The organism is Polaromonas sp. DSP2-3-2b2 (genome assembly GCF_049895905.1).
GTDB lineage: Bacteria > Pseudomonadota > Gammaproteobacteria > Burkholderiales > Burkholderiaceae_C > Polaromonas.
On sequence record NZ_JAFCTH010000006.1, the window covers coordinates 122,139 to 147,187 of the forward strand.

The 25,049-nt window shown below is 64.1% G+C and carries 18 protein-coding genes; 5 read left to right on the forward strand and 13 right to left on the reverse strand.

Features of this window, described 5'->3' with window-relative positions:
* Positions 1-325: 325 nt before the first annotated feature.
* Together ACP7AD_RS07610 and ACP7AD_RS07615 are read right to left on the reverse strand one after the other, a co-directional pair.
* Positions 326-3,115 carry a PAS domain-containing protein gene (locus tag ACP7AD_RS07610; RefSeq protein ID WP_426148187.1) on the reverse strand — a complete coding sequence of 930 codons (2,790 nt, stop codon included), beginning with the start codon at positions 3,113-3,115 and terminating at the stop codon, positions 326-328.
* A gap of 319 nt (positions 3,116-3,434) precedes the next feature.
* Positions 3,435-3,863: a hypothetical protein gene (locus ACP7AD_RS07615; RefSeq protein ID WP_426148188.1), complete on the reverse strand. Its 429-nt coding sequence runs from the start codon at positions 3,861-3,863 to the stop codon at positions 3,435-3,437.
* 248 nt (positions 3,864-4,111) lie between these two features.
* Here ACP7AD_RS07615 and ACP7AD_RS07620 point away from each other — a divergent pair, with 248 nt between their 5' ends.
* A complete protein-coding gene (locus tag ACP7AD_RS07620; RefSeq protein ID WP_426148189.1) occupies positions 4,112-4,759 on the forward strand; it encodes a glutathione S-transferase in 648 nt (215 codons plus the stop codon).
* Between the two features lie 80 nt (positions 4,760-4,839).
* Positions 4,840-5,643 carry an NYN domain-containing protein gene (locus tag ACP7AD_RS07625; protein WP_426148190.1) on the forward strand — a complete coding sequence of 268 codons (804 nt, stop codon included), beginning with the start codon at positions 4,840-4,842 and terminating at the stop codon, positions 5,641-5,643.
* A gap of 124 nt (positions 5,644-5,767) precedes the next feature.
* Here ACP7AD_RS07625 and ACP7AD_RS07630 read toward each other — a convergent pair whose 3' ends face one another.
* The 9 genes from ACP7AD_RS07630 to ACP7AD_RS07670 form a co-directional block, all read right to left on the reverse strand.
* Complete coding sequence (locus ACP7AD_RS07630) at positions 5,768-6,301, reverse strand: ureidoglycolate lyase (protein WP_426148191.1); 534 nt, start codon at positions 6,299-6,301, stop codon at positions 5,768-5,770.
* A 2-nt stretch (positions 6,302-6,303) separates the two neighbouring features.
* Entirely contained in the window at positions 6,304-7,233 is a 930-nt protein-coding gene (locus ACP7AD_RS07635; protein WP_426148192.1) for a MurR/RpiR family transcriptional regulator, read from the reverse strand.
* 22 nt (positions 7,234-7,255) lie between these two features.
* Entirely contained in the window at positions 7,256-8,668 is a 1,413-nt protein-coding gene (hydA, locus tag ACP7AD_RS07640; RefSeq protein WP_426148193.1) for a dihydropyrimidinase, read from the reverse strand.
* On the reverse strand, positions 8,665-9,915 hold the full coding sequence (locus tag ACP7AD_RS07645) for a cysteine desulfurase-like protein (protein WP_426148194.1): 1,251 nt from the start codon (positions 9,913-9,915) through the stop codon (positions 8,665-8,667). Before ACP7AD_RS07645 ends, hydA begins: the two co-directional genes overlap by 4 nt.
* 18 nt (positions 9,916-9,933) lie before the next feature.
* Entirely contained in the window at positions 9,934-10,719 is a 786-nt protein-coding gene (locus ACP7AD_RS07650) for an amino acid ABC transporter ATP-binding protein (RefSeq protein ID WP_426148195.1), read from the reverse strand.
* On the reverse strand, positions 10,716-11,387 hold the full coding sequence (locus tag ACP7AD_RS07655; RefSeq protein WP_426148196.1) for an amino acid ABC transporter permease: 672 nt from the start codon (positions 11,385-11,387) through the stop codon (positions 10,716-10,718). Before ACP7AD_RS07655 ends, ACP7AD_RS07650 begins: the two co-directional genes overlap by 4 nt.
* A gap of 92 nt (positions 11,388-11,479) precedes the next feature.
* Entirely contained in the window at positions 11,480-12,262 is a 783-nt protein-coding gene (locus ACP7AD_RS07660; RefSeq protein ID WP_426148197.1) for a transporter substrate-binding domain-containing protein, read from the reverse strand.
* Positions 12,263-12,655: 393 nt separating this feature from the next.
* On the reverse strand, positions 12,656-12,949 hold the full coding sequence (locus ACP7AD_RS07665; protein ID WP_426148198.1) for a DUF4389 domain-containing protein: 294 nt from the start codon (positions 12,947-12,949) through the stop codon (positions 12,656-12,658).
* A 10-nt stretch (positions 12,950-12,959) separates the two neighbouring features.
* On the reverse strand, positions 12,960-13,400 hold the full coding sequence (locus tag ACP7AD_RS07670) for a universal stress protein (RefSeq protein WP_029524536.1): 441 nt from the start codon (positions 13,398-13,400) through the stop codon (positions 12,960-12,962).
* 499 nt (positions 13,401-13,899) lie between these two features.
* Between ACP7AD_RS07670 and ACP7AD_RS07675 the strand changes: the two genes are divergently transcribed.
* From ACP7AD_RS07675 to ACP7AD_RS07685, 3 genes are all read left to right on the forward strand, one after another.
* A complete protein-coding gene (locus ACP7AD_RS07675) occupies positions 13,900-16,425 on the forward strand; it encodes a hypothetical protein (protein ID WP_426148199.1) in 2,526 nt (841 codons plus the stop codon).
* A gap of 86 nt (positions 16,426-16,511) precedes the next feature.
* Entirely contained in the window at positions 16,512-19,646 is a 3,135-nt protein-coding gene (locus ACP7AD_RS07680; protein ID WP_426166066.1) for a hypothetical protein, read from the forward strand.
* 26 nt (positions 19,647-19,672) lie between these two features.
* On the forward strand, positions 19,673-21,352 hold the full coding sequence (locus ACP7AD_RS07685) for a caspase family protein (protein WP_426148201.1): 1,680 nt from the start codon (positions 19,673-19,675) through the stop codon (positions 21,350-21,352).
* A gap of 818 nt (positions 21,353-22,170) precedes the next feature.
* On the opposite strand, the gene ACP7AD_RS07690 is transcribed toward ACP7AD_RS07685, so the two are convergent.
* The gene (locus ACP7AD_RS07690) at positions 22,171-22,551 is read right to left on the reverse strand and encodes a cyclic nucleotide-binding/CBS domain-containing protein (protein WP_426148202.1); all 381 of its coding nucleotides are present in this window, start codon (positions 22,549-22,551) and stop codon (positions 22,171-22,173) included.
* Positions 22,548-25,013, reverse strand: a complete 2,466-nt coding sequence (gene ppsA, locus ACP7AD_RS07695; protein ID WP_426148203.1) for a phosphoenolpyruvate synthase — start codon at positions 25,011-25,013, stop codon at positions 22,548-22,550. The genes ACP7AD_RS07690 and ppsA overlap by 4 nt, the downstream gene beginning before the upstream one ends.
* Positions 25,014-25,049: the final 36 nt, after the last annotated feature.

A 25,049-nucleotide genomic window follows, 5' to 3' on the forward strand; every position in this document is an offset into this window, starting at 1 on the left:
TGCATTATTTCTGAAACACTGCCGCGGGCCATTTGCGTGGTCGTGGCAGGTGTTCTACTGTGCATGGTTTGCCTGAAGGCAGCGACGCGGAATTTAGGCAAATTGCATGCGTTCGCAGACAACAACGTTGCGCAGCGCGGCATCAGCGCCATGAAGCGGGTCCGGGAATGGCTCCGAAGATCTACCCTTGATGGGACACCTCCTTCATATATATCGGGCGTGTCATTTTTGCTGACTGTTCCCTCCTGTCTTCAAGCCGCACGCGGATTCCGCTTGTTCAGAACTCAGGTTTTGATTAATCTGGAAACGGAACCAACGGTGTTTTTCAGGGCGCTGCATGTCCGACCGGTGCGGCAAGCAGTTCATGAAGCAAGGCGACGATCCGGTCCGGTTCGGCGGGCTTGGTCAGGTGTCCGTTAAACCCGGCCTCGGTCGCCCGGTCGCGGTCGCTGTCGTTGCCCCATCCGGTCAGGGCAATCGCCACCGGCTGCCTTGCGACCGCAAGCTGGCGCAGGCGGCGGCAGACTTCGTAGCCGTTGATGTCGGGCAGGCCGATGTCCATCAGCACTGCGTCGGGCATGTCTTTTTCCATGACGGCCAGTGCCGATTCGCCGGTGTAGGCCACGCTGACCCGAAAGCCCATCATGTCCATCATTTCCGCCAGCAGGTCAGCCGCATCTCGGTTGTCTTCCACCACCAGCAGGCGCGCGCCGGCACCATCGGCTGGGGGCGCTTCGGTGGCCTGCGCCGGCTCGCTCTCGGGAGCGCCGTTGGCTGGCAGTTCGATGCGAAAGGTACTGCCCTGGTCAAGACCGGCGCTGGTGGCCTGCACGCTGCCGCCATGCAGCAGCACCAGCTTGCGTGTCAGCGCCAGGCCGATGCCCAGCCCGGTGTTGCCGTGCAGGCCACTGGGGCGTTCCTGAACGAACAACTCGAAGATTCTTTCCAGGTTGCCCGCCAAAATTCCGCTGCCGTTGTCGCTGACCTCGATGGCGACTGCGCCGCCTTTGCGCGCAACCCGCACGGTGACGCAGCCACCGCGCGGCGTGAACTTGACGGCATTGGTCAGCAGGTTGACGACGCACTGGACCAGCCGGGTCGCATCGCCGCGAACGAAAATGGGCGGCTGGTCGGACAGGTGCGTGAGCGTCAGCCCGGCGGCGTCCAGCGTGGATTGCACCGAGTCAATGGCGCTTTGCGCCACGGCGCACAGGTCCAGCGTCGCGTGCTGCAGATGGACCGTGCCCTGCGTGATGCGCGAGATGTCGAGCAGGTCGTCCACCAGGCGCGTGAGATGCAGCACCTGGCGCTCGATGACGGTGCGCGCCCGTTGGACCGCCTGGTCAGCCGGGTTGCGAAGCCGTATCACCTCGGCGGCGGTGCGGATGGGCGCCAACGGATTGCGCAGTTCGTGCGCCAGCGTCGCCAGGAACTCGTCCTTCTGGCGGTCGGCTTCGCGCAGTTGTTCGTTGGCGGCGTTCAGCGCCTGTTCGGCAAGCCGCATGTCGCTGATGTCATGCGAGATATGGCCGGTGCCATAGACGCGGCCGTCGATGTCGATCAAGGGAAAACTGGTGTCGAGGTGGTACAGCGTGCCGCTGCCGAGCGGGGCGGTTTTTTCGGTCTGGATGGCCTGCCGGGTCTGCATCACTTCGAGGTCGTGCCGGCGCAGCACGTCGGCATCGGCTGCGGGCAGCAGGTCGTGCATCGTCAGGCCGCATATTGCCTGCCGGCTCATGCCCAGAACCTTCTCCACCTTGTGGTTCACGTCCAGAAAGCGGCCATCGATGTCCTTGAAGGCAATCACGGTGGGGAAGTTGTCCATGGTGCTCTGCAGCAACTGCTGCCGTTCGCGCAGCGCCTTCTCGGCATGGATGCGGTCCGTGACGTCCACCTGCGCCACGATGCCGCCCACCACATGACCGTCAGCGCCGAGAATCGGTGCCGACGACAGCATGGTGAACAGCCGCTCGTTCGGCCGGCCGAAAGGCTCGATCTCGATGAGGTCATAGCAGGTTTCACCCCGCAGCGAGCGCGCCAGGCCCCATTCATTCGCCAGTATCTGCTGTCCGTGCCGCGCCGATCCATCGGCCCACCAGCCCTTCCATTCGCCAAAGCTGCCGAGATTTTTCGAGAACGGCGCCATGCCCCAGATCTCTTTGGTAGCCTCGTTCATGCGCACTATCCTGCCTTCCATGTCGGCCACGATGATGCTGGCGGGCACTGCGTTGAAGGTGGCATCAAGCACACGGCGCTCGGCCTCTGCCGCTTCGGCAGCGCTGACGGCTTCCTTGCGGCTGGCGTGGAGCGCTGTCATGGCATCCACCCGGTCCGTCACGTCCACCCCGCTGGCCACCAGGGCCGTGATCTGTCCATTGCTTTCGCGCAAGGGGCCGACCTGGAAATCGATCGTCAACGTCTTTCCAGAGCGCTCCACTTCGATGTCAAAGCGCGCGGTTTCGCCGGTCGAGGCGCGCTCGATGGCCGCGCGCACATGCTGCTGCCGCCTGGCGTCGCTGGCCCACCAGGACGCCTCCCACAAGGGACGGCCGAGGATCGCGTCCCTGCTCAGATTGCCTGCCAGCAAGGCTTCCTCATTGACCTCCTGCAGGGTTCCGTCGAGGCTGAGGATGCTGACATAGACATACAGGTTGTCCAGCACCAGCCGCAGCCGCTGGCTGGATTCGCGTAACTGCCGCTCGGTACGGCTCACGCGTGCCAGCGCCGACTTCATGAAGTGAATCACCAGGCAGTCGATGAGCAGTATGGAGGAAAAAAAAGCCAGTACGACCATGTCGGCACCCGTCAGAGAAACAGACCGGTCCGGCTGGATAAAAAAGAGCCAGGCCGCCAGAAAGCTCAATCCCGATGCCAGCAGCCCGGGACCGAGCCCCGCCAGGTAAGTGGCCAGAAGCACGGCTGGAAAAAAGGTCAGGAAAGGAAAGCCCTTGTCAGGCAGCACGTCGACCAGTTCAAACCGCGCAGCAAGCGCGACGACGAAGAACACCAGCGCCAGCGCATAACGCTGCCACGGCGGCGATTCCGTCATGCGCTGGGCATAGGCCAGGCCCAGATAGCGCATGGGCAGGGACGCCGCAGGGAGATTTTGATACATAAGGTAATGACTGATTCAGAAGGATGCTGCATTGAGAGGTCGTGCGTTGCGCAAACCAGTCCTTGTGCCCAGCAGTTTCTGGGTAAAACGCCCTGATCATATCTTTGCCCGCTGCCAGCTTTTGGAGGGACGGGAACTTCTCTTAGGGCGTCTGTCAGCAGTCCCTTACAGATCAGCGTTGCCTGCTATCTGCCTTTGTGTGCATGGCAGGCCTGACGGCCTGCACGCCTGCTTTGCCGCGAAGCCCATCCTTCTTCTGGCCAGCCTTCAATGCCGGAAAAGGCCGGCATCCGGGCAGTGGCAGCATGATCTGGCCGGCCTAGCCGGGCAGGCGTTTCAAGGGACCAAAACAGGCCTTCAGCGACTCTTCCCGGCAGACGATCAGCTGGTCTTTCCGGGGGCTGAACTGGATGAAGCGTGTCAGCGGCTCGCCGGGCGCTTCGTGCAGGTCGCCCGAACAATCGCGTTTGCCGTTGCTGTCGGTCACGGTTTCGATCAGGCGGTAAAAGCCCAGCAGGCTGGGAATGGCCGCGACTTCGTAGCGGCTTTGCGTCGTTTCTTCGCCGCTGCTGCCCAGGCGCGAGCCATTGGCGCGGTAGTGATGTTGCTCGGTGCATGGCTTGTCCGGCAATGTCCAGGACCAGCTTCCTGTGAGGGGATGCGGCGCCGGCGCAGACGGCAGCGGCTCGGCAGCGTTCGCTGAAAAAAGGCTGCACAGCGCGAGGGAAAAAATGAATGGCGTTCGCAAATGGGTGACTCCTGACGTTGAAAAATGGGGTTAGGCCGGCCTGGCTTTGTGACGCCGATTATCGGGATGCTGACAGGGCTTGGTGCCGGCTGGACTTGGCAACCCGAGTTTCCTGTTGTGCTTTGGCCTGGTCCCGCTGGCACGGCTGTGGTGATTGACCCTGCGGCGGCGCTGTTGTCGCAGCGGTTGCAAGCCTGCGGCCAGACTGCACATAAACTGGCAATCCCAACTTGAGGAGACTTCATTTCATGCTTACCCTTTGCGGCTTTCCCGTTTCCAACTACTACAACAAGGTCAAGCTGGCGCTGCTTGAAAAAGACGTGCCTTTCAACGAAGAGGTGGTGACGCTGCCCATTGCCGACGAAGCGGCGCTGCAGGCTTCGCCGCTGGGAAAGGTGCCTTTCCTGCGCACGCTTGACGGCAGCCTGTGCGAGAGCCAGGCGATCATGGAGTACATCGAGTCGGCCTATCCCGCGCCGCCGCTGCTGCCGGCCGACCCGTTTGCCGCCGCCAAGGTGCGCGAACTCATCACCTTCATCGAACTGCACCTGGAACTGGTCGCGCGCGAACTCTACGGCCAGGCCTTCTTTGGCGGAACGGTCAGCGAAGCCACGCAGGTGCGGGTGCGCAGGCAGCTCGAAAAAAGCATTCCTGCCTTCAGGCAGCTGGCGAAATTCTCGCCATATGTGGCGGGCGAGGTGTTCACCCAGGCCGACTGCGCCGCCTTTGCCAGCCTGCCTCTGGTCGGAATGGCCACCCGGGCGGTTCTGGGCGAAGACCTGCTGCTGGCGGCCGGCATCGATTACAAGCCCTACATTCGTCTGGTCAGCGAACGGCCGTCGGTAAAGCGGGTGCTGGCTGACCGCAAGGCCTACCAGGCCAAGCCGGCCGCTTGACAGCGCGCGCCGCTTGGCCGCAATCCGCTGTGGCTTGGCGTCATGGGCGTTAGCATCAGGGCTTTGCCTCAGGAGCCCCCATGCGCCAGCGCGCCAGCGAACCCCAAGCCTCGGTGGCCCTTTACTGGGACTTTGAAAACCTGCACGCCAGCCTGTGCGAAGCCCGTCAGGAGGGCGCCTACAGCAAGCAGGACAACCGCTTTCGGGTGCAGGAGCCGCTGATCGACATCCAGGCCGTGGTCGAGCTGGCGGCCTCGTTCGGGCCGATCGCCATCAACCGCGCCTACTGCAACTGGCAGTATTTCAGCCGCTACCGTGATGCGCTGCTGCAATGCGCGGTCGAGTTGATCCAGCTGTTCCCGCCCGGCGGCTCGGCCAAGAACGGCGCCGACATCAGCCTGTGCCTGGACGCGATGGAAGACATGGGCCGCTTCGGCCATATCGGCACGGTCATCATCGTCGGCGGCGACAGCGACTTCATGCCGGTGTCGCAAAAGGTCAAGGCCGCAGGCCGCAGCCTGGTCGGCATCGGCACCCGCAAATCGACCAACCGCCACTGGGCCAAGAGCTGCCACGCTTTCCATTACTACGAAAACCTGCTGGAAAACCTGCAGGCGCCGGAACTGCAGGCCACGCAGCCGGCGCAGCCCCTGGCCGAGGACGCCGCCGCCGGGCTGCTGACGCGGGCGATTCGCCTGCTGGCCCAGGCCCAGGGCGATGCCTGGGTCAGCCCGCAAGCCGTCTGGCAGATGATCCGGCGGCTCGATTCGACCTTTGATCCGAAGGAGTACGACCACGCGAATTTCCCGGCCATGCTGTCGGCCTTCAGTGCGCTGCTGGAATTCAGCGAAGACGGCCAGGCGCCCCTGCTGCGGCTGCGCTGATGGGCGCTTTCAGGTGATCAAGGGACTATAAAAAAGATAGCTGCTTACGCAAGCTGGATATGCGGGAAGTGCCTGTTTGGTGCTGAAACCAGATCAATTCATGGCGCCATGCGTTCCATGGCCTTCAGGACCGGCTGGGCGGTCCATCAGCCGGCGCAAGAATCCGGATATGTTCGGGGGGCAGCGCGTGTTCTTCCAGGTTGACGCCGGGGCCGCCTCGGTCGATGGCCAGGAAATCCGTGGTCGCGTGCAGCGACAGCAGCGGATGGTGCCAGGTGCCGCGCGCGTAGTTCACGCCCTGTCCGGGGGCGGCCAGGAAGCAGCGCAGCGCCTGCACATCGGGCGCGTCGCCGCCGCCGGGCGCCACGACCACCAGATAGGGCAGGGCCGCCAGCGGCATGAAGGCCTGGCTGCCCAGCGGGTGGCGTTCCAGCACGTTCAAAAAAAGAGGGAACTGGCGCGGATGCGAGCGAAAGATGCTGATCAGTGCCCGGGCGCCGCTGCCGGCCAGGTCAACGCTGGCCAGGTCGTGGTAGCGCTCGGCATGGCCCTGGTTGACCTGGAAACGCTGGGCGCTGCCGCTGGCCTCGATGACATCGCCAAACGGCGCGAACGCGGCGGCGGTCAAGGGTTCAGGCTTGAGGATGCAGGGGTTCATGGCTAGCAGTCGATGTCTTCAAGACCGGTTTCAAAGGTTTCGCCGGCGCCCAGGCGCTGCTTGCCGCGCTTGCTGAAGGCCACGCCCATGGCCAGTGTCTGCGCCAGGCTCATGGCAGCGCACAGCGAGCGAAAACCCAGCAGCTCGGCATCGTTGACTTCCAGCACCAAGTCGGCGCCCTGCGCAATCGGGCTGAAGATCGAATTTGTCAGCGCCAGGCGCTTCACGCCGCGCCGGCTCAGCTGCTGGCACACCTGCAGGGTATCGCCGGCGTAAGGCGGAAAGCTGACGGCAATCAGGAGGTGGCCGGCGCCGGCAATCGAGGCCTGCTCGTTGATGCTGCCGCCCAGGCCGTTGATCTGCACCGTCGGGCAGCCGACCCGGTTCAGCGCGTAGGCTAGGTAGGCGGCCACGGCATACGACCTGCGCAGTCCCACCACATGCACCAGCGTGGCCTGCTCGATCAGGTCGATGGCGGCCTGTAGCGGCAGGCTGGCGGCGTCGGCGCGCAGATGCTCCAGCGACACCATGTTGGCCTGGCTGAAGGCCTGCAGCACCTGCGCCGGATCGTCTGGATTGTCCAGCGTCTGCTCGCCGCCGAAGTGCCGGATGCGTTCCGGAAAACTGGGCTTTCCGGCATGCTGGAGCGGTTCGCGAAACAGCCGCTGCAGGTCGCTGTAGCCTTCGCAACCCAGGGACTGGGCCAGGCGGATGAAGGTCGCGGCGGCCACCTTGGACGTGCGTGCCAGCGTGGCCACGGGGTTGAGCGCCACTTCGTTGGGATGGTCCAGCGCATAGCGCGCGGCGGCGCGCAGGCGGGGCGTGAGCCGTTCGCTCTCGCGTCCGATCAGTTCGCGCAACTCGGCCAGGTTGGCGGGCCGGGCTGGTCTGGCGGGGCTGGCCGGTGGTGCGGACTGGACGGTGGATGTCACGAGGATAGGGTCCAGTGGAGGTTCAAAAAGCCTGCACGGTACCACGCGGCACGAAGCGGCCCATGCCCTCGCGGCCCAGCCATAGCTCGCCGTCGACGATCAGCTCGCCGCGCAGGAACACCTTTTTCACCTGGCCGCGCAGCGTTCGGCCTTCAAGCAGCGTGTAGTCGCACTGGCTGTGCAGGTGTTCGGCATGGATCACCTGCGTGGCGGCCGGGTCGAACAGCACCACGTCGGCATCGCTGCCGACGGCAATCGTCCCTTTTTTCGGGAACAGGCCGAACAATTTGGCCGGCGTGGTCGAGGTCAGCTGCACGAAGCGGTTCAGCGAGAGCTTGCCCTGCATCACGCCGATGTCGAACAGGCTGACCAGCCGTGTCTCGATGCCGGGCGCGCCGTTGGGGATTTTCGAGAAGTCATGCTGGCCGCTCATCTTCTGGCGCTGGTAGCCCAGGTGGCCTTCCTTCATGCAGAACGGGCAGTGGTCGGTGGCGATGACCTGTAGGTCGTCGTAGCGCAGCGCGCGCCACAGGTGTTTCTGGTCATCCGATGTGCGCAGCGGCGGCGTCATGACGTACTTGGCAATCTCGAATTCGTCGCTGTTGTAGACCGAATCGTCAAAAAGCAGGTAGTGCGGGCAGGTTTCGGCAAACACCGGAATGCCTTCGGCGCGCGCGGTGACGATGTGCTTGAGCGCCTGGTTCGACGAGACATGGACAAAGTAGATCTGCGCCTCGGCCAGCTCGGCCAGCCGGATGCCCCGGTGCGTGGCTTCGCCCTCCAGGATGGCCGGCCGGGTCAGCGCGTGGTAGCGCGGCGAGGTGTGGCCGGCCTCCAGCGCTTCCCTGATGAGCAGGTCGATCACCGTGCCGTTTTCGGCATGCAGCGCCACCATGCCGCCGTCGGCGCCCACCTGGCGCAGCATCTGGAAAATCGCCGCATCGTCGGCCATCATCACGCCGGGATAGGCCATGAACATCTTGAAGCTGGTCACGCCTTCATGCCGCATGGCGTGGCGCACGTCGGCCAGCACCTGCGCATCGACCCGCGTCACGATGACGTGCAGGCTGTAATCGATGTTGACCTGCGGGTCGGCCAGGCGCTGCGCCCGCGCAATCGCTTCGAGCGGCGAGTCCTCGGCGGTCTGCAGGGCGAAGTCAACCACCGTGGTGGTGCCGCCGAAAGCCGCCGCCCGCGTGCCGCTGGCGAAGGTGTCGCAGGTAACGGTCGGGCCGATGATGTTTTGCAGGTGGACATGGGTGTCCACGCCGCCCGGCAGCACATACAGGCCGCTGGCGTCGATGATCCGGACGCCTTCGCCCACGGCCAGGTTTTTTCCGATGGCATGGATCACGCCGTCCTGCATCAGGACATCGGCGACGTAATCGTCGGTGGCCGTGATGACGCGGCCGTTGCGGATCAGGGTGGTGTTCACGCTGCCGAGCCTATGGCTTCGTCAAGGTGGCGGATCAGCCGGTCGATCTCTTCCAGGGTGTTGTAGTGCGCCATTGAAACCCGAACCACGCCGCCCTGGGCCTGCAGATCGAGCGCCTCGATCAGGCGTTTGGCGTAAAAGTCGCCAAAGCGGATGCCGATGTTGAACCGGTCCAGATGGCGCACGATGGATTCGGAGGGGCGGCCCTTGACCATGAAGCTGATGGTCGGAACGCGCTCGCCGGGCGTCTGCACTGGCAGGCCGATGATGCGAACGCCTGCCTTGCCGCGCAGATAGGACAGCAGCCGCTCGGCCAGCCGGTCTTCATGCTGTTCAAACAGGTCGAACGCCGCCTGCATCAATTGGCGCTGGCTGCCGGTGGCGCCGTGCGCCGCGCCCATGGCGCACAGGTAATCTGAAATGCCGATGCAGCCATACGACAGCTCATAGTTGACGTTGCCGGGCTGCAGCTTGTAGGGCAGCACCTCGGGGCCGATGAAGTAATGGTTCAGACTGGGCAGTTGCAAGAGCATGTCGCGTTTGCCCCAGAGCACGGCAAAGTGCGGACCGAACACCTTGTAGAAGCTGAAGACATAGGCGTCCGCGCCGCTGGCCTGCACATCGACCAGGCGGTGCGGCGCATAGGCCACCGCATCGACCAGCAGCCGCGCGCCGGCCGCATGCACCAGCTCAGCCACCTTCGCCACCGGGTTGACGGTGCCCAGGATGTTGGACGCATGCGTCATTGCCACCCAACGGGTTCGCGGACTCAGCAGCTTTTGCAGATCTGCCAGGTCCAGCGCCAGCGAGTCGAGGTTGACATTCCAGAACCTGATGACCGCGCCGGCTTTTTCCAGCCGCGTCCAGCCGCCGATGTTGGCCTCGTGGTCGGTGTTGGTGACGATGATCTCGTCGCCCGGCTTGATGCCCGGCAGCAGCGCCTGGGTGAACAAAAACATCAGGCTGGTCGAGGCGCTGCCCATCACGACCTCATCCTCATGCGCGGCATTGATCAGTCGGGCCACTGAACGCCGCGCCGCGATGACGCGCTCGCCGGCCGCGACCGATTCGGAATAGCTCGCGCCCAGCTGCACCGCGCTGGTCAGCAGGTAGTCGCGCACCCGGTCGGCGACGCGGGCAAGCACCTGCGAGCCGCCGGCATTGTCCAGGAAGGTGTAGCCGCTGGCGAGCGCCGGAAATTCGGCGCGCACCAGGTCGAGGTTCAGTGTGGTTTGCAATGTGCTCATGTTTCGGGAGTTCCGGATTCAATGGTTGACGATGGCCTGCAGGAAGGCTTGGGTGCGTGCTTCCCGGGGGTTGGTAAAGAATTCCGCAGGCCGGCCCTGTTCGATGACGCGGCCGGCTTCCATGAAGATCACCCGGTCGGCGACGCGGCGGGCAAAGCCCATTTCATGGGTGACGATGACCATGGTCACGCCGGACTTCGCCAGGTTCTGCATCACGTCGAGCACCTCGCCGACCATTTCCGGGTCGAGCGCGGAGGTCGGCTCGTCGAACAGCAAGACCTTGGGCTCCAGCGCCAGCGCGCGTGCAATGGCGACGCGCTGCTGCTGGCCGCCGGAAAGCTGCGTCGGCAGTTTGTGCGCATGCTCGGCCAGGCCGACCTTGGCCAGCAGTTCGGCGGCCCGCTGGTCGGCGTCTGGCCGGCTCAGTCCGCGCACGCGCAGCGGACCCAGCGCCACATTGCGCAAGGCCGTCAAGTGCGGAAAGAGGTTGAAGCTCTGGAACACCATGCCGACCTCGGCCCGCACCAGCGCCAGCGTCTTGCCGCGCACCACCGGCTGGCCATCGACGCAAATCTCGCCTTGCTGGTAGTCCTCCAGCAAATTGATGCAGCGGATCAGCGTGGACTTGCCCGAGCCAGACGGGCCGACGACAACGACCACCTCGCCCTCGGCAACGTCGAGGTTGATGTCGTGCAGCGCAATGAAGTCGCCGTAGCGCTTTTGCAGCTGGCTGATACGGATCAGTGGCGGGGAGTTTTCGGAAAGCGTCATGGCGACGTGGGGCGATGCGGTGGTGGAGGTCATCGGGTGGCGGCGCGGTGGCGCGCTTCAAAGTAGCCGACCAGCCGCACCAGCGGCAGCAGCAGGAGCAGGTAGAGCAGGGCGGCGCCGATCAGCGGCGTCGGGTTGGCGGCCAGGGCCTGCGCCTGCGTGGCCTGCTTGAGCAGGTCGGGCATGGCCACGACCGATGCCAGCGCGGTGTCCTTGAGCACATTGATGCAGTTGCTGGTCAGCGGCGGCACCACGATGCGAAAGGCCTGCGGCAGCACCACATCGCGCATGGTGTCCAGGAAGTTCAGCCCCATGGCTTCGGATGCCTCGAACTGGCCCTTGGGCAGTGCCTCGATGCCCGAGCGGAAAATTTCGGCGGCATAGGCGCTTGATACCAGCGACAGCGTCAGCACCGTCGAAGCGAATGACGACAGGCGAACGCCCACAAAAGGCAGGGCGTAATACACCAGCACCAGCAACACCAGGATCGGAATCGAGCGGAACACGTCGATGTAGATGCGGGCCGTGGCGCGCACCGGGGACGGGCCGTACAGCCTCACCAGCGCCAGCAGCAGCCCGCCGGCTAGGCCCAGCACGATGCTCAGTGCGCCCAACATGACGGTGATGCCCAGACCCTGCATCAGCATCGGCAGCGCGCCGCGCAGCACGCTCCAGTTGAAAAAGGTGTCGATCAAATCCATGCGTATGGGCCTGTTGGGTGGGTGGGGTCGTTGCCGGATTCAGGAAAGAAGCCGCGCACCGGCAGCCTTGGGCCGCCGGTGGCGATGGCCGCTTACAGCTTCGGAACGTCCATGACCTTGACGGTGGACGAGTCGGCAGGCGGCACGGTGCCGAACCATTTCTGGTGGGTTTTCGACAGGAAGCCGTCTTTTTTCATTTCCGTCAGGATGTCGTTGAGCCGTGCGCCTTCAGGCCAGTTCTTCGCCGTCATGAACGAGTAACGCTCGCCGGTGGGAATGCGCGCGGCGATGCGGTACTGCGGCTTGTCCTTGATGTAGTACTCGACCGCCGGAATGTCGCTGATATAGCCGTCGATGCGCCGCGCCGCCAGGTCGAGCATGGCCGGGGCCAGGCCTTCATAGCGGGTGATCGTGGCAATCTTGTATTTGGCGGTGTTTTGCGTGGCGTACATGTCGCCGGTGGAACCGGTGTCCACGCCGATGGTCTTGCCGGCGGTGTCTTCCAGGCTGTTGATCTTGGTGGCCTTGAGCACCGACAGCGACTGGTCGCTGTCGTAGTAAGGCTGGGCAAAGGCCACCGATTCCAGGCGCTTGGGTGTGATGGTGATGGACGACACCGCAATCTGGATGCGGCCCGACTGCACCGCCGAGAACAGGCCGTTGAACGGAATGTTTTCAATCTGCACGGTCTTGCCGGCGCGTTTGGCGGCTTCGTTGACCAGGTCGATTTCAAAGCCGATGATCTTGCCGCTGGCGTCCTGGAATTCCCAGGGCACGTTGCCGACGTTGGCGCCGACCGTCCAGTCGGCGGCAAAAGCCGGGACGGCAGCCGAGGCGGCCAGGGTGAGCATTGCGGCGCAGAGTTTGAATTTCATGCTGTCTGACTCCAGTGAATGGAAACGGTGAAAGGGCGGGAGGCCGGCTTGGCGAGAAGAAAAAAGCTGTCCGGTAGCCGTCACTCTATCAGAGTAAATTATTTGATTCAATAAATTTTTAAAATGAATTATTTGCGCCAATATGGTGCGATGCGGTATTTTTTGCACGCTTCCAGTGCATCGATTTGAGGGCAAGACGAACAGTGGCCCGGACAGCATGCAGGCCGCTAGAGCGCATTGCTTATTCGTTTTTAGCCAGAAAGCAGAAATTTCAGCATGAAATATGCCTCTGGCGCATTCGTGGTGTGCATGGGCAGCTATGAATACAGTAGCGAAAGACGGTCAGGCGCCTTGTGCGCCGTGAGGGACAGCCAGGGAGATTTCGCGCTATAGCTACAGATTGATCTGACCGTTGCCCGCCGGCCAGGGGCTGAACGGGAAGGGCAGTTCTTCGCTGCCGAAGCTTTCAAACTCGGCAATCTGCAACAGGTAGCGGCCCAGGCTGCGGCCCAGCTGCTGCAGCCTCGGGTTGGGCGCGCTGGCGGCGGCCAGCACCAGTTGCAGCACGCAAAGAAACAGCAGCACCGAGGCCGCCAGCTGGAACGCCGCCGCCAGCAGGATCATCAGCAGCGCCCGCACCCACAGCTTGCGGGGCGGCGGCGGGAGTGCGCGCATGTCGTCGGTCATGGGCGGCATCCTAGCGCGTGATCAGCACAGGAATCAATGCGGCCGCCAGCACCTTGGCGGTCACGCTGCCGACCACCAGCCGCGCCAGGCCGGTGCGGCCGTGCGAACCCATGACGATCAGGTCGGCGCCTTCGTCCCTGGCGGTCGTCACAATGCCCTCGGACGCGGTCAGGTCCTCCGAGATGCGGGTGGCCAGCGCCACCGGCGCGCTGCCCTGGCCGCACAGGTCGGCGACCTTGGCATGCGCCTGCGTGGCGTGTTCATGGGCGGCGGACATATAAGACTGGAAACCCAGCGGATTGGATTCGCCAATGCCCAGATAAGGATACGGATCGACCACATAAAGCGACGTCAGCCGGGCGCCGTGGGTGCGGGCCATGTCCACGGCAATCTGTGCGGCGTGCTCGGAAGCTGCTGAGCCGTCGGTGGCCAGGAGGATGTGCTTGAACATGCTTGGGTTTCTTTCCTTGGTTTTTGAAAATGGTCTGGTTCACCATGTCACAGCCGCCCGGTCAGGTCAAGTCCCCCGGTTTTCAAGGGTTAACGCCCCCCGGCTGGCATCGGCGCGGCATCCGGGGGGGCTGTCATGGTGGTTTCACGTTTCGCAAGCCACACTGTTTTGCTGCAGATTGCAACAGGCGTTTCAGGTTGAGCTTGGGTCTCGCGCTTTCGGGTGGGTGATTTTGAGGTCGAGCTGTCTTTGTTGTTTTATATAAAAATTTACAAATCAGGCCTATTACCCTTTCTGCTGAAAGCGCCTGTTTGATCAAGCCAGGTTATCTAGCACGCGCGTCAGTTGTAACTTGGCCGGCTTGCGGCCGGTTGATGCTTGACGGGGACAGGCGTATAAATTTGCGCATCGCGAAGAACAGATTGCCTGAAAAATTCCTTCGTGATGGCAGGGCATTCAATACCTGGAAGCCCTGAACTCAACCAGAGGAGAACCCGATATGTCCGATCCTGTAGGCCCGGTTTTTGCCGGTGGCTTCGAAGAGTTTGTCATTCAGGACGAAGCGGGGGAGGGGCATACGCTGCTTTTCCTGCCGGATCGCAACAACGATGCCTTGCAGCGCGAGCGCAAGCCCCCCGTTTTCTACTACATTCCGGAAAAAGTCCGGCTGGCGCGCAATGCGGCCAACAACGACTTCAAGTTCCGGCACATTCATTTTGTCGGCGTGTTCGATGAAAGCATCGCCGGCATCGACAAGGGGGAAACCTCGGGCGGCGTGCTGTCGCTGACCACGACGTCGCGCTTTCCGCCCAGCGTGCTCAAACAGGCTGAAGCGCAGATTCTGGAACGCTTCAGCGGGCGCAACGACAAATACTGGGGCCTGCGCACGCGCGTCGCCCCGCAGATACGCATTGCGCCCATCACCTCCAACCAGACCGCCATTTCCAGCCTGGCGCCCGATGCCTCGGGTGCCACACCCGGCATGGGCACGGATGTCGGCGGCGGCGGCGGGGTGGCCAACCCCACGCCCGGGGGCGGCGAACCCGGCGCGCCCGAAGGCCCGCGCAGCCGCGACTTCATGCAGCTTGGCTCGCGCTCGGCCTGGGCGCCGGTGCCGCACGGCCGCAATTTCCGTGGCGCGCAGCTCGACGCCTGGGCCTGGCGCATCCAGGGCAGCGGCCCGGGCTCCATCACCGGCGGCGAGAACGCCTATGGCGGCGTGATCGGCCCGATCCCCAGCGAGATCGTCTGGGCCGGCTTTCATGGCACCTACAGTCCGCTGTTCGTGACGCAGAACCTGGTCATGCCGATGTGGTCGCAGCTCATGCGGGTGAAGATCGTTGGCAGCTGGGAGCGCATCTTCAAGGCTTTCGCGACCCACGTGAACGCCCGCTACCTGTGGTTCTCCGCCGACATCAAGGCCGAGTTCAACAAGCTGCGGGTCAACGGCGACATCAAGGTCGAGGTCGATATCGACGGCACCATGCCGGGCGCGCAGGAAATGGAAAAGATGATCAACCAGCGCATCGACCTGATCGTCACGCAGTTCACCGAGCAGGCCAAGAAGGTGATTTTCGACCCGCCCCCTCCGCAGGTCGAACCCGCCCAGGCATCCACCTCGGGCGGCGGCCTGTTCGGCTCGCTGTTTGGCTATAACGCGGGCTTGGCGCTGAAGTTCCGGCGCGATGAAACCCAGCTCGACCTGAAGTATGAGGAAACGCGCTATTTCCGCTACAACCAGCCACACACCATTTCCAGCTCACTCGAAGGCTTCTACAACGAGATCAGGAACGATCCCAAGGCCGAGGGCAAGTACTTCCAGCGCTTGGTGCTGGGCCTGATTAACCGCAAGCTGTTCCGTATCGTCAAGCCGGTGGTTAACTGGCCCGACAAGGCCCGAAACTGGGCTGGCGAGCCGGTGGCCTTCATCTCGGCGCAGGTCGGCTACCCCGATTCGGGCGGCTCGATTGGCTGGAAGCCCGCCACCTTCCAGAAGAGCGACTCGCCCGACCTGACCTTCCGGCCGGTCTGGATCCAGTGGCGCAAGGGCGAGGTCTCGAATCCGCCCGCCTTGTGGGAGCCTGACGCCACCTACATGAAGCGCAAGATCCATTTGCTGGAGCCTCCGACCGAAAGCGAGTTTCCGTTCTTCCATATCGATGTCGAGCAAAACGTGATTGACCTGGACCCCGGCGCCAACGGCACGCTGTCCAACGACAACATCATGGAAGTGCGCGCCGACTCGGCGGGCACCCTGGATGTCGGGCCGATTGCGCTCAGCGTCGAGCTCCAGTCCACCGCCGAGATCGTCGAGGTGGAAATGCGCGCCAAGGGCCAGCGCGCCGACGGCAAGAACCGGGCCGACAAGGTCACGCGTTTTCGCTTCCTGTCGTCCGACCAGCTGGAGCCGCGCTTCTGGCGCATCTACACCGGCCAGGCCGACTTCAAGACCGACTACCAGTACCGCGTCAATGTCACGGTGCGCGGCACGCTGACCACCAAGGGCCAGGCCTGGACCGGCCCGTGGGAAAACGCCATCGGCAACGGCGCGATCATGATCAACGTGCCGATGGCCGATGACCCCGGCGTGACCAAGCGATCGCTGACGCAGCGCGAGATGTTCCTTGACGTGGTGGTGCGCGCCGCCGACGGGCTCGATGCCGGCGCAGGCGGAACCGGCGCGGGCACCGCCACGCCGCCGGCACCGCCGGATGCGGTTGGCGGCACGGGCCAGCCGCCACCGCCTCCCGGCGTCACGCCTGTGGAGCAGCCTCCCGTCGCGACGCCGGTGGCTGTTCAGCCGCCGTCGCCACCCACCGAGCCGCAGGCACCGCGCGAACGGCCATCTTTTGGCGAAGTCAGCGGCTACCGGGTCAGCGCCGATGCCGACGCGGTGGAAGGCTTCAGGCAAGACGACGGCTATGAATCGGCCAGGGGCGCCAAAGGCGGCAAAGGCAAGGCCGCCTCGCGCCAGACGGTGTCCAGCGGCGAAAGCCAGGACCCTGAAGGCTGGGTCAATACCTGAGCTGTTCCCAGGCGGCGCCGGGCAGGCGCCTTCAAACCAAGCGTCTGCCCGGCCGTATCGGATGAATTACCCAAGCGGGGTGGTCTATGACAATGCCCTCAACCCTCAGCCCTTCGCCGTTGCGCGAACGGGTAGCCGAGCCGCCGATGCAACGGCCAGTCGAGCCTGTCCGGCCCATGGGCGGGGATCAAGACAAACCCCTGCGCCATGGCGTTCTGGATGTTCCGCAGCTGGTGGCGGGAAAGACATCGCCGATGTTCTCGCTGGTGCTGCTGTTGTCGCGCGCCCCTGCCGCCGGTGAAGATTCGATCCGCCCGCTGCTCATCTCAAGCTACCTTGGCATGGAGCTGAGCTACCGGCTGCCAGCGGCCAGCGCCAAGTCCCCGCAGGCGCAGCCGGTCTTTGCGCGCCAGGCACGGGTGTTGCTGCATTCAGCCGGACAGCCGGCCTTTGCCACGGCCAGCCTGAGCGCGCCGCTGCTGCGCGGCGCGCTGCACACGCCGCTCAACCGCGAGCAAACCCTGGCGGTGCTCGATGCGCTCAATGACGTGCCCGGCCCACTGGAACTCAAAGCGCATGTTGAATACCGCGCCGCCGCGCCGGCCTTCGCCTTTGCGCAAGGCGTCTCGCCCGCCGAGCTGTGGGACCGGCTCAAGGCGGTGGCGCTGGAGGGCACGCTGGCGGAAAACGCCTTTCAGCAGGTTTTCGATCAGTTGCGGCTCGCGCCCGAGCTGTTTCCCGCCTTTCGCCGGGCCTGCGACAGCCTGCTGGTGCCCAGCCGGGAGGGCGCCTTGCTGGGCCGCCGCCCGGCACCCGGTTCCAGCTGCGAGGACGAAGAAGGGCGGTTGCGCGCTATTGATGTGTCGTGCCCGCTTCAGGCCGTGCTGGGCAATGCTCTGAGCCCCGCCGACCGGGCAGCCTGCATCAGCGTGGTCGGCCCGTCGGGCAACCTGCAGGGCGGCCCTGCGCTCGAAACCTTGAGGCGCAGCAGTTCGCGGGCCAGCCGGGGCGCGGTCGGCATGGGCGCGATGCTGGCGGGCAGCCGGATTCAGACCGTGGCCGCCACCTTGAAGCCGTCGCAGCAGCCGTTAGTCACGGCCCATCTGATCTCGACCCAGGCCATCCGCATTCAGGAGCCGGTGTCCGGCACCGGGGCGGTTTCACGCCCTGCCGTGGCGCACTACCTGCTGCCCGAGGCCGTTTTCGTTCGTCCCGATATTGCCGCCGAATCGCTTCCCATCCTGGGCGACCTGAATACCCCGCTGCTCAGCGACAGGAGCAACCCCCGCCTGCGCTGGTATCTGCCGGCCATTACTTTGTTGCGGCCTGCGGCCAGCGAGGCACCAAGCACCAGCCCGTTTCTGTTTGAATTCGAACGCATCGGCACCAGCGCATCGGGCAGGCCGGTCATTCGCGCCAGCCTGCGCTTCACGCTGGAACTGTCGCCTTCGGCGGCGACCAGCGCCGCGCTGGCGGCGAACTCTTCCTTCACGCCTCGCATGATCGAGCCGGTCGAGCCCTCGGTCACGCTGAGCGTTCCGTACATCGACGACGCCTCCGGTGCGCTCAAAAGGGCCAGTTGCCGGGGTGCTGTGGCGCGCTCGGGCAACCGGCTGCAGGTCACGGTGGAACTGATGAACGACGCCGCCCGCACTGCCTACGGTTCACTGTCCACGGCCGGCTTTCAAAGCGAGCCGGCGCGGCTGGAGGTGGCTTTCCAGTTTTCCGGCTATGCGCCGGTTCTGAGTCGGCCGCAACTGGTGCTGGGCGGCAAGATTTCCAGTGCGGTGCTGGTGGCCAAGCCGCGCATGGATTCCGACAGCATCCTGGTGGCCTCGGGCGGGCGCGAGTTTGTCATGCGGCCCGGTGCGCTTCAGGCGACCAAACCCAATCTCGCTAGCCTCACGCTGGCCGGGCGCCTCAGCAATTCGACCGTCGCCATTGCCCTGCCGTCGAAGTTTCAGTATGTCCAGCGCACCACCATCCGCCAGCAGTCGTTTGATGCGTTTTTTTCGTGCGCCGAGTTGGGCGCTTTCTACCGCGAAAAGCAGGCGGTGGCCACGGTGTCGATTGGCTGCGCCGAGGCCTTTCGCCTGGGCCAGGCTTCGTCGCTGGCCTACCAGGAAGTGGTTGCGCTGAACCGGCCGAATTACCGCGTGTTTCGCAACCTCAGGCAGCCCGGCCGTTTTCTTTTGGTGCCGCTGCGCTACGAGATCACCCGCTATGCGCCCGGTACGGCCGAGCGCGAGTACCGCCCGGCGCTGATCGTCTATGCGGCGCTGGACGCCGACCAGCCGGCCAACAACCGCATCCGCTTCGAGGCCATGCTCGGCCCGTCGCTCTCGCCCTACGAGGTGGAAGACCTGCGCCGCCGGTTGCTGCTTGAGGCCGCCAGCCCGGTGCTCGAACTTCCAAACATGCTGGCCCAGCGCACCGAATTCAGCTGGAACCTGACCTCGACGCCGCCCATCGAAGCCGTCACCTCGGCCACGCCCGAATGCCTGCACACGGCGCTGTCCACCGACCTGACCAGCGCCTTGCTGCTGAAAACCGTGATCCAGAACACCGGCTTGAGCGGTTCCGCCCGCTTTGTGCTGGAAGACGGCAGCGTGGTCACGTCGGCGCTGTCGGTGCACCTGGGGCGCATCACCGGGCCGTGGATGCACGGCCCCATCGCTTTGCTGCCCAAGGGCGACCAGCTGCAATTGACCAACCGGGTCGAAGGCTCTGTGGCGGTGAATGATGTTTATTTGTTCAACGGGCCGGCCGAGCCGGTTCGTATCGCGGTGGAGGCGACGCTGGCGCCAGGCGCCTCGATAGACATTGCCGCGCCCGCCGGCTACACGGCGGCTTATGCCGATGCGGTGCCGCTGGACGACGGCAACCCGAGCTTTGAAGAAGTCCGCGCCATGATCGAGGAGATTGAATGCAACGTGGTGTTCCTCGACATGGTCAATTACGAAAACCACGGCCTGACCCGGCTCGACCTCGACGCCCGGCTGCAGGGCGTGCCCGGCGTTTACCGGGTCGGCATGGACAGCCGTCGCGGCGCGGTCAATTTTCTGCTGCCGCTCACCACCTACCTGGCGGCGCGCATCGTCGAGTTCCAGGTGACCAAGGTCTTTCCCGGCAAGCCTGCGGAATTGGTCCCGTGGCAGGCCTGGGACATGGAGGCTCGCAGCAACATCGTCACCCTGACGGCGGACATGATTTCCGTCTAACCGAAGACAACCCAAGGAGCGCTCAAATGGCAAAAGGAATTGCTGTCAATATCGGGCTGAATTTTGTCAACCCGGCCGCCTACAACGGATGGAACGGGGAACTGGCAGGCTGCATCAACGACGCCCGCGACATGAACCAGATCGCCACCCAGCTCGGCTACACCGCGACGATGCTCACCGACGCGCAGGCCACGGCGTCCGAGGTGACGCGCTCAATCGGCCAGGCGGCGCGCCAGCTGGCGGCGGGCGACATCTGCCTGGTGACCTACTCCGGGCACGGCTCGCAGATCATTGATGCGACCGGCGACGAGCCCGACGGAAAGGACGAAACCTGGGTGCTCTGGGACCGCCAGCTGCTCGACGACGAACTGAATGGCCTGTGGTCCAGCTTTGCCGCCGGCGTGCGCATTTTCCTGCTGTCCGACAGCTGCCACAGCGGCACGGTTGCGCGCGTGATGAGTTTCCAGAAAAAGTTCAAGAGCGCCGAATTTGCCGCCCAGTACGGCCGTCCGGTGAATGCGCCGCCCCGCGTGCGCGCCGCCGATCCGGCCGCCGTCCATGCCAACTACCTGGCCAATAAAAGCAATTACGAGGTCAGCCAGTGGACGCACCGCGCGTCGGTCAATGCCAGCGTGACATTGATTTCAGGCTGCCAAGACAACCAGCTGTCGTCCGACGGCGACGCCAACGGCCTGTTCACCCAGCGCCTGAAGGAAGTCTGGAACGGCGGGTCTTTCAGCGGCAGCTATGCCCAGTTCCATTCGGCCATCGTGGCCCGCATGCCGTCGGACCAGACGCCCAACCTGTTCCGTTCGGGCGTGAGCAATCCGGCCTTCGATGCTGAAAAGCCGTTCACGATTGGCTCCGGCAGCGCTGGCGGCGGCACGGGTAGCGGCGTCCTGTCGATCTCGGCGCCGTCGTCCTTTGCCAACGACGCTACGCCCGTCACCTTCACGGTGTCGGTGCCCTCTGGCCAGTTCTTCGCGGTGGAAGTCGCCACCGATGCCGGCCTATTCAACAGCACGGCCAATGGCGGGCAGCGGAGCGACAACAATTTCTACGCCTCCTGGAAGGTCAGCCCGTTTCGCCAAGGCACATCCTTCACGATGCCGCTGGACGCCTGGAACCGCCTGCGCCAGGGCGCGTCAACCCTTTACTACCGGCTCTGGGCTACCACCAGCCCGACCGCGTGGGTGAACTACCGGGTCACGACCCTTGACAGCAATGCGCAGGCCGCGCCCAGCTTGACCCTGACGGCGCAAACCCAGCCCGTCAGCGGCGACACCGGCATGCCCGCCATCACCGCGCCCACCACCTTTCCGGCCAACGGTGCGGCGCCGCGTTTCCAGGTCAACCCGGGGGCTGGCCGTTTTTATGCGGTCGAGGTGTCCACCAACAGTTGGTATTTCACCGACCAGTACAGCGCGCAGCGCAACGACAACAATTTTTACGGCTCGTGGAAAGTCTCGCCCTTCCAGTCGTCGGCGCTGTACCCGGCGGGCTACACGCTGCCCGCTGAAGTGTGGAGCCGGCTACGCGACAACGCCACGAACGGCCGGCTCTACTACCGCATGTGGTGGACCGAGTCGCCCGCGCAATGGGTCGGGCATGGCTGCACGACGCCCAACAGCTCGGGCCAGAATGCGCCGAGTTTTGCGCTGTCGCGTGAGTTCGACATGGAAGCGTTCGCGCAGTCGGGCAAGTGAGGCTACTGACAGGTGAGGCGGCCTTTTCTGTTTTCTTCTTTTTCGGGGGCTTTGCGTGGGTTCTTCTGTGGTTTGCGGGGTGAGCGCCTGCCCGGCGGGGGGTAACTTTCTTTTCTGGCAAAAAAGAAAGTCACCAAAGAAAGTTGCCTGAGGGCGGGAGCGGGTTAGAGCTGAGCGCTCTGTCGGGCCATCGCTTCGCTCGGCCCTTGGCACCTGGATCTGAGGGCTGTTAGCGTTGTCAAAGGCTGGCTGGTGCTACCGCTCGTTCGCCAACAGCTTCACGCTCTGCTTGATCGGTTCTTTTGTGCTTCAAATACTGCTGGCAGTTTCTTGCCCTTTCTTTACTCGGCCAAGGCAGGCAACGAGGGCTGACATCGAACAGTGAAAAGAACCATCGTGGCTCTACAGCCACTGACTCACCGCACCCAGCAGGTGAGGGAATACAAAAATGGCACAACCGACAGCGATGCGCGAAGCGCGAAGCGCAAGCCAAGCAGATTAAGCAGAGCGTGAAGCTGTTGGCGAACGAGCGGTCGAACCAGCCAGTCGCCGGCATGGGCGACTGGCTGCCGATCAAAGAACCCAGGGCCGAGCGAAGCGACGGCCCGTCAGAGCGTTCAGCTCTAACCCGCTCCCAAGGCAACTTTCTTTGGTGACTTTCTTTTTTGCCAGAAAAGAAAGTTACCCCCCGCCGGGCAGGCGCTCACCCCTCAAACCACAGAAGAAGCCACGCAAACCCCAAAAATATGCATCAAATTGCCTTCTTGCGCAGGCCCGGCAGGCGAAGTCAGCTACTAAAAAAGTAGCAATTTCACCCGCTAGTCCATGAAGGTCCGGACAAAGTCCATGGACGACACCACGCCCTTGATGGCGCTGCCATCCCGGACCACGACGTGGTGGATGCCGGCTTCGACCATCAACCTAGCCACCTCGGCCACGCTGGCGTCCAGCGGCACCGCAATCGGTTTGTAAGTGCAGATCTGCCAGGCGTAGACCTTGGCGGCGTCTTTGGCGTCGGCATGAAAGCGCAGCAGGTCCAGGCTGCTGATGACGCCCAGCATCGCGCCGCCTTCGTCCACCACTGGCGCCCAGCTCAAGCCCCGCGTGATCATCTGTTTTTCGACTGACGCGACGGTGTCGTCGGCGCCGACCTGATGCACCTCGTGCCGCATCAGCGAAGCAATGCTTTGATCGTTCATGACCGCCTCCCTTGTGAACCGGACGGTGTTGACGCGGCAGCTGTCTCGCCGCGCGGCGCGCGTTCCAGCCGCGCTTCGACGGCCAGAACGTCGCGCGTGGTTTTCAGCAGCGTGTCGGGCGTGACGCTCATCGAGTCGATGCCCAGCTCAACCAGGTATTGGGCCATTTCGGGATAGTCCGACGGTGCCTGGCCGCAAATGCCCACGTGCCGGTGGTTGCGGCGCGCGCCCTCGATGGCCTGGCGCAGCACCATCTTGACGCCCGGGTCGCGCTCGTCAAAGTCAAAGGCGACGATCTCCGAATCCCGGTCCACGCCGAGCACCAGCTGCGTCAGGTCGTTCGAACCAATCGAAAAGCCGTCGAACAGCTGCGCAAACGCATCGATCTGGATCACGTTGTTCGGAATCTCGCACATGACGTAGATTTCCAGCCCGTTCACGCCGCGTCCCAGTCCATGCGCGGCCATGGCCTGCAGCACGCGCTCGCCTTCGTCCACCCGACGGCAAAACGGGATCATCAGCTTGACGTTGCTCAGGCCCATGTCGTCGCGCACCCGTTTCATCGCTGCGCATTCCAGCGCAAAACCCTCGGCGTAGGCCGGATGCGCATAGCGCGAGGCGCCGCGAAAACCGATCATCGGGTTCGCCTCTACCGGCTCGAACCAGCGCCCGCCCAGCAGGCTGGCGTATTCGTTGGTTTTGAAGTCCGACATGCGAACGATCACCGGCTTGGGATAAAAAGCCGCGGCGATGATGCCGACGCCCTCGGCCAGCTGCCGCACGAAATACTCGGCCGGCGTGGCGTACAGCTGCGTGAGCCGAGCGATTTCTGCCCGCACAGCAGCGTCTTCGACCTTCTCGGGATGCACCAGCGCCATCGGATGCGCATGGATGTGCTCGGCAATGATGAATTCCATGCGCGCCAGGCCCACGCCGTCGTTCGGCAACAGGGCGGTCTGGAAAGCCATGTCCGGATTCGCCAGATTGACCATCAAATGCGTCTGCGGCCGCGCCATGCCGGCCACGTCGGTGCTGGTGACGGTGAAGGGAATCCTGCCGGCATACACATGGCCGGCGCTGCCTTCGGCGCACGACACTGTGATCTCGTCGCCGGTCTTGATCACCGTGGTCGCATGGTCGCAGCCGACCACGGCTGGAATGCCCATCTCGCGCGCCACGATGGCCGCGTGGCAGGTGCGTCCGCCCCGGTTGGTCACCACGGCGGCAGCAATCTTCATCACCGTGCCCCAGTCCGGCATAGTGGTGTCGGCCACCAGCACCTCGCCGGGCTGGAACTGATTGAGCTCTGACACCTCGCTGATGACGCGCGCCCGGCCGCTGACGATTTTGCCGCCCACCGCGCGGCCGCTGACGACGGGCTGGCCCTTGTCGCCCAGGCGGTATTCATCGACCTGGCCCAGCGGCTTGCGCGACGCCACGGTTTCGGGCCGCGCCTGGACGATGTAGAGCTTGCCGTCAACGCCGTCCTTGGCCCATTCGACATCCATCGGCGTGGGCTGACCGGCCTTGCGGCTGTAGTGAGCCTCGATCTTGATGGCGGCGTCGGCCAGTTCGAGCACCTCGTCGTCGGTGATGCAAAAGCGCGCCTGGTTTTCCGGCGGCGTCGGCATGTTGCGCGTGGTTTCGCGGCCTGCCGCCTGCGCATAGACCATGCGGATCTGCTTGGCGCCCAGCTTGCGCCGCAGCACGGCCCGGTGGCCCTGCGCCAGTGTGGGCTTGAAGACATAGAACTCGTCAGGATCGACCGTGCCCTGCACGACGTTTTCGCCCAGGCCGTAGGCGCCGGTGATGAACACCACGTCGCGAAAGCCGGTTTCGGTGTCGAGCGAAAAGGTGACGCCGCTGGCGGCCAGGTCGGAACGCACCATTTTCATCACGCCGACCGACTGGTAGACCTTGAAATGGTCGATGCCGTGGTCCACCCGGTAGGCGATGGCGCGGTCCATGAACAGGCTGGCAAAGCACTGGCGGATGGCTTCGAGCAGCCGGGCTTCACCCGAGATGTTCAAAAAAGTCTCGTGCTGGCCGGCAAAGCTGGCGGTCGGCAGGTCTTCGGCGGTGGCCGAGCTGCGCACTGCGAGCGTCACCTGCTCGCCGTATTCAGCACGCAGGCGGGCATAGGCTTCATTGATTTCCGCCACCATGCCGTCCGGCAGTGTCGCGCCGTGGATGATTTCACGCGCACGGCGCGCGCGCCTTGCCAGGTCATCAACATCCTTCACGTCCAGGCCGTCGAGCGCCTCGTGCAGACCGCTCCAGGCGTGGGACTGGTCGAGCAGGTGGCGGTAGGCCCCGGCGGTGACCGCAAAGCCGTTGGGTACCCGGACGCCCTGCGCGCCAAGTTCGCGGACCATTTCGCCCAGCGATGCGTTCTTGCCGCCGACCTGCGGAACATCGGCGATGCCGATGTCTGAAAACCAGCGGATGAAGGGTGTCGTCATGGTGTTGTCTCCAGCTTGACATGGAACACAGGGCTT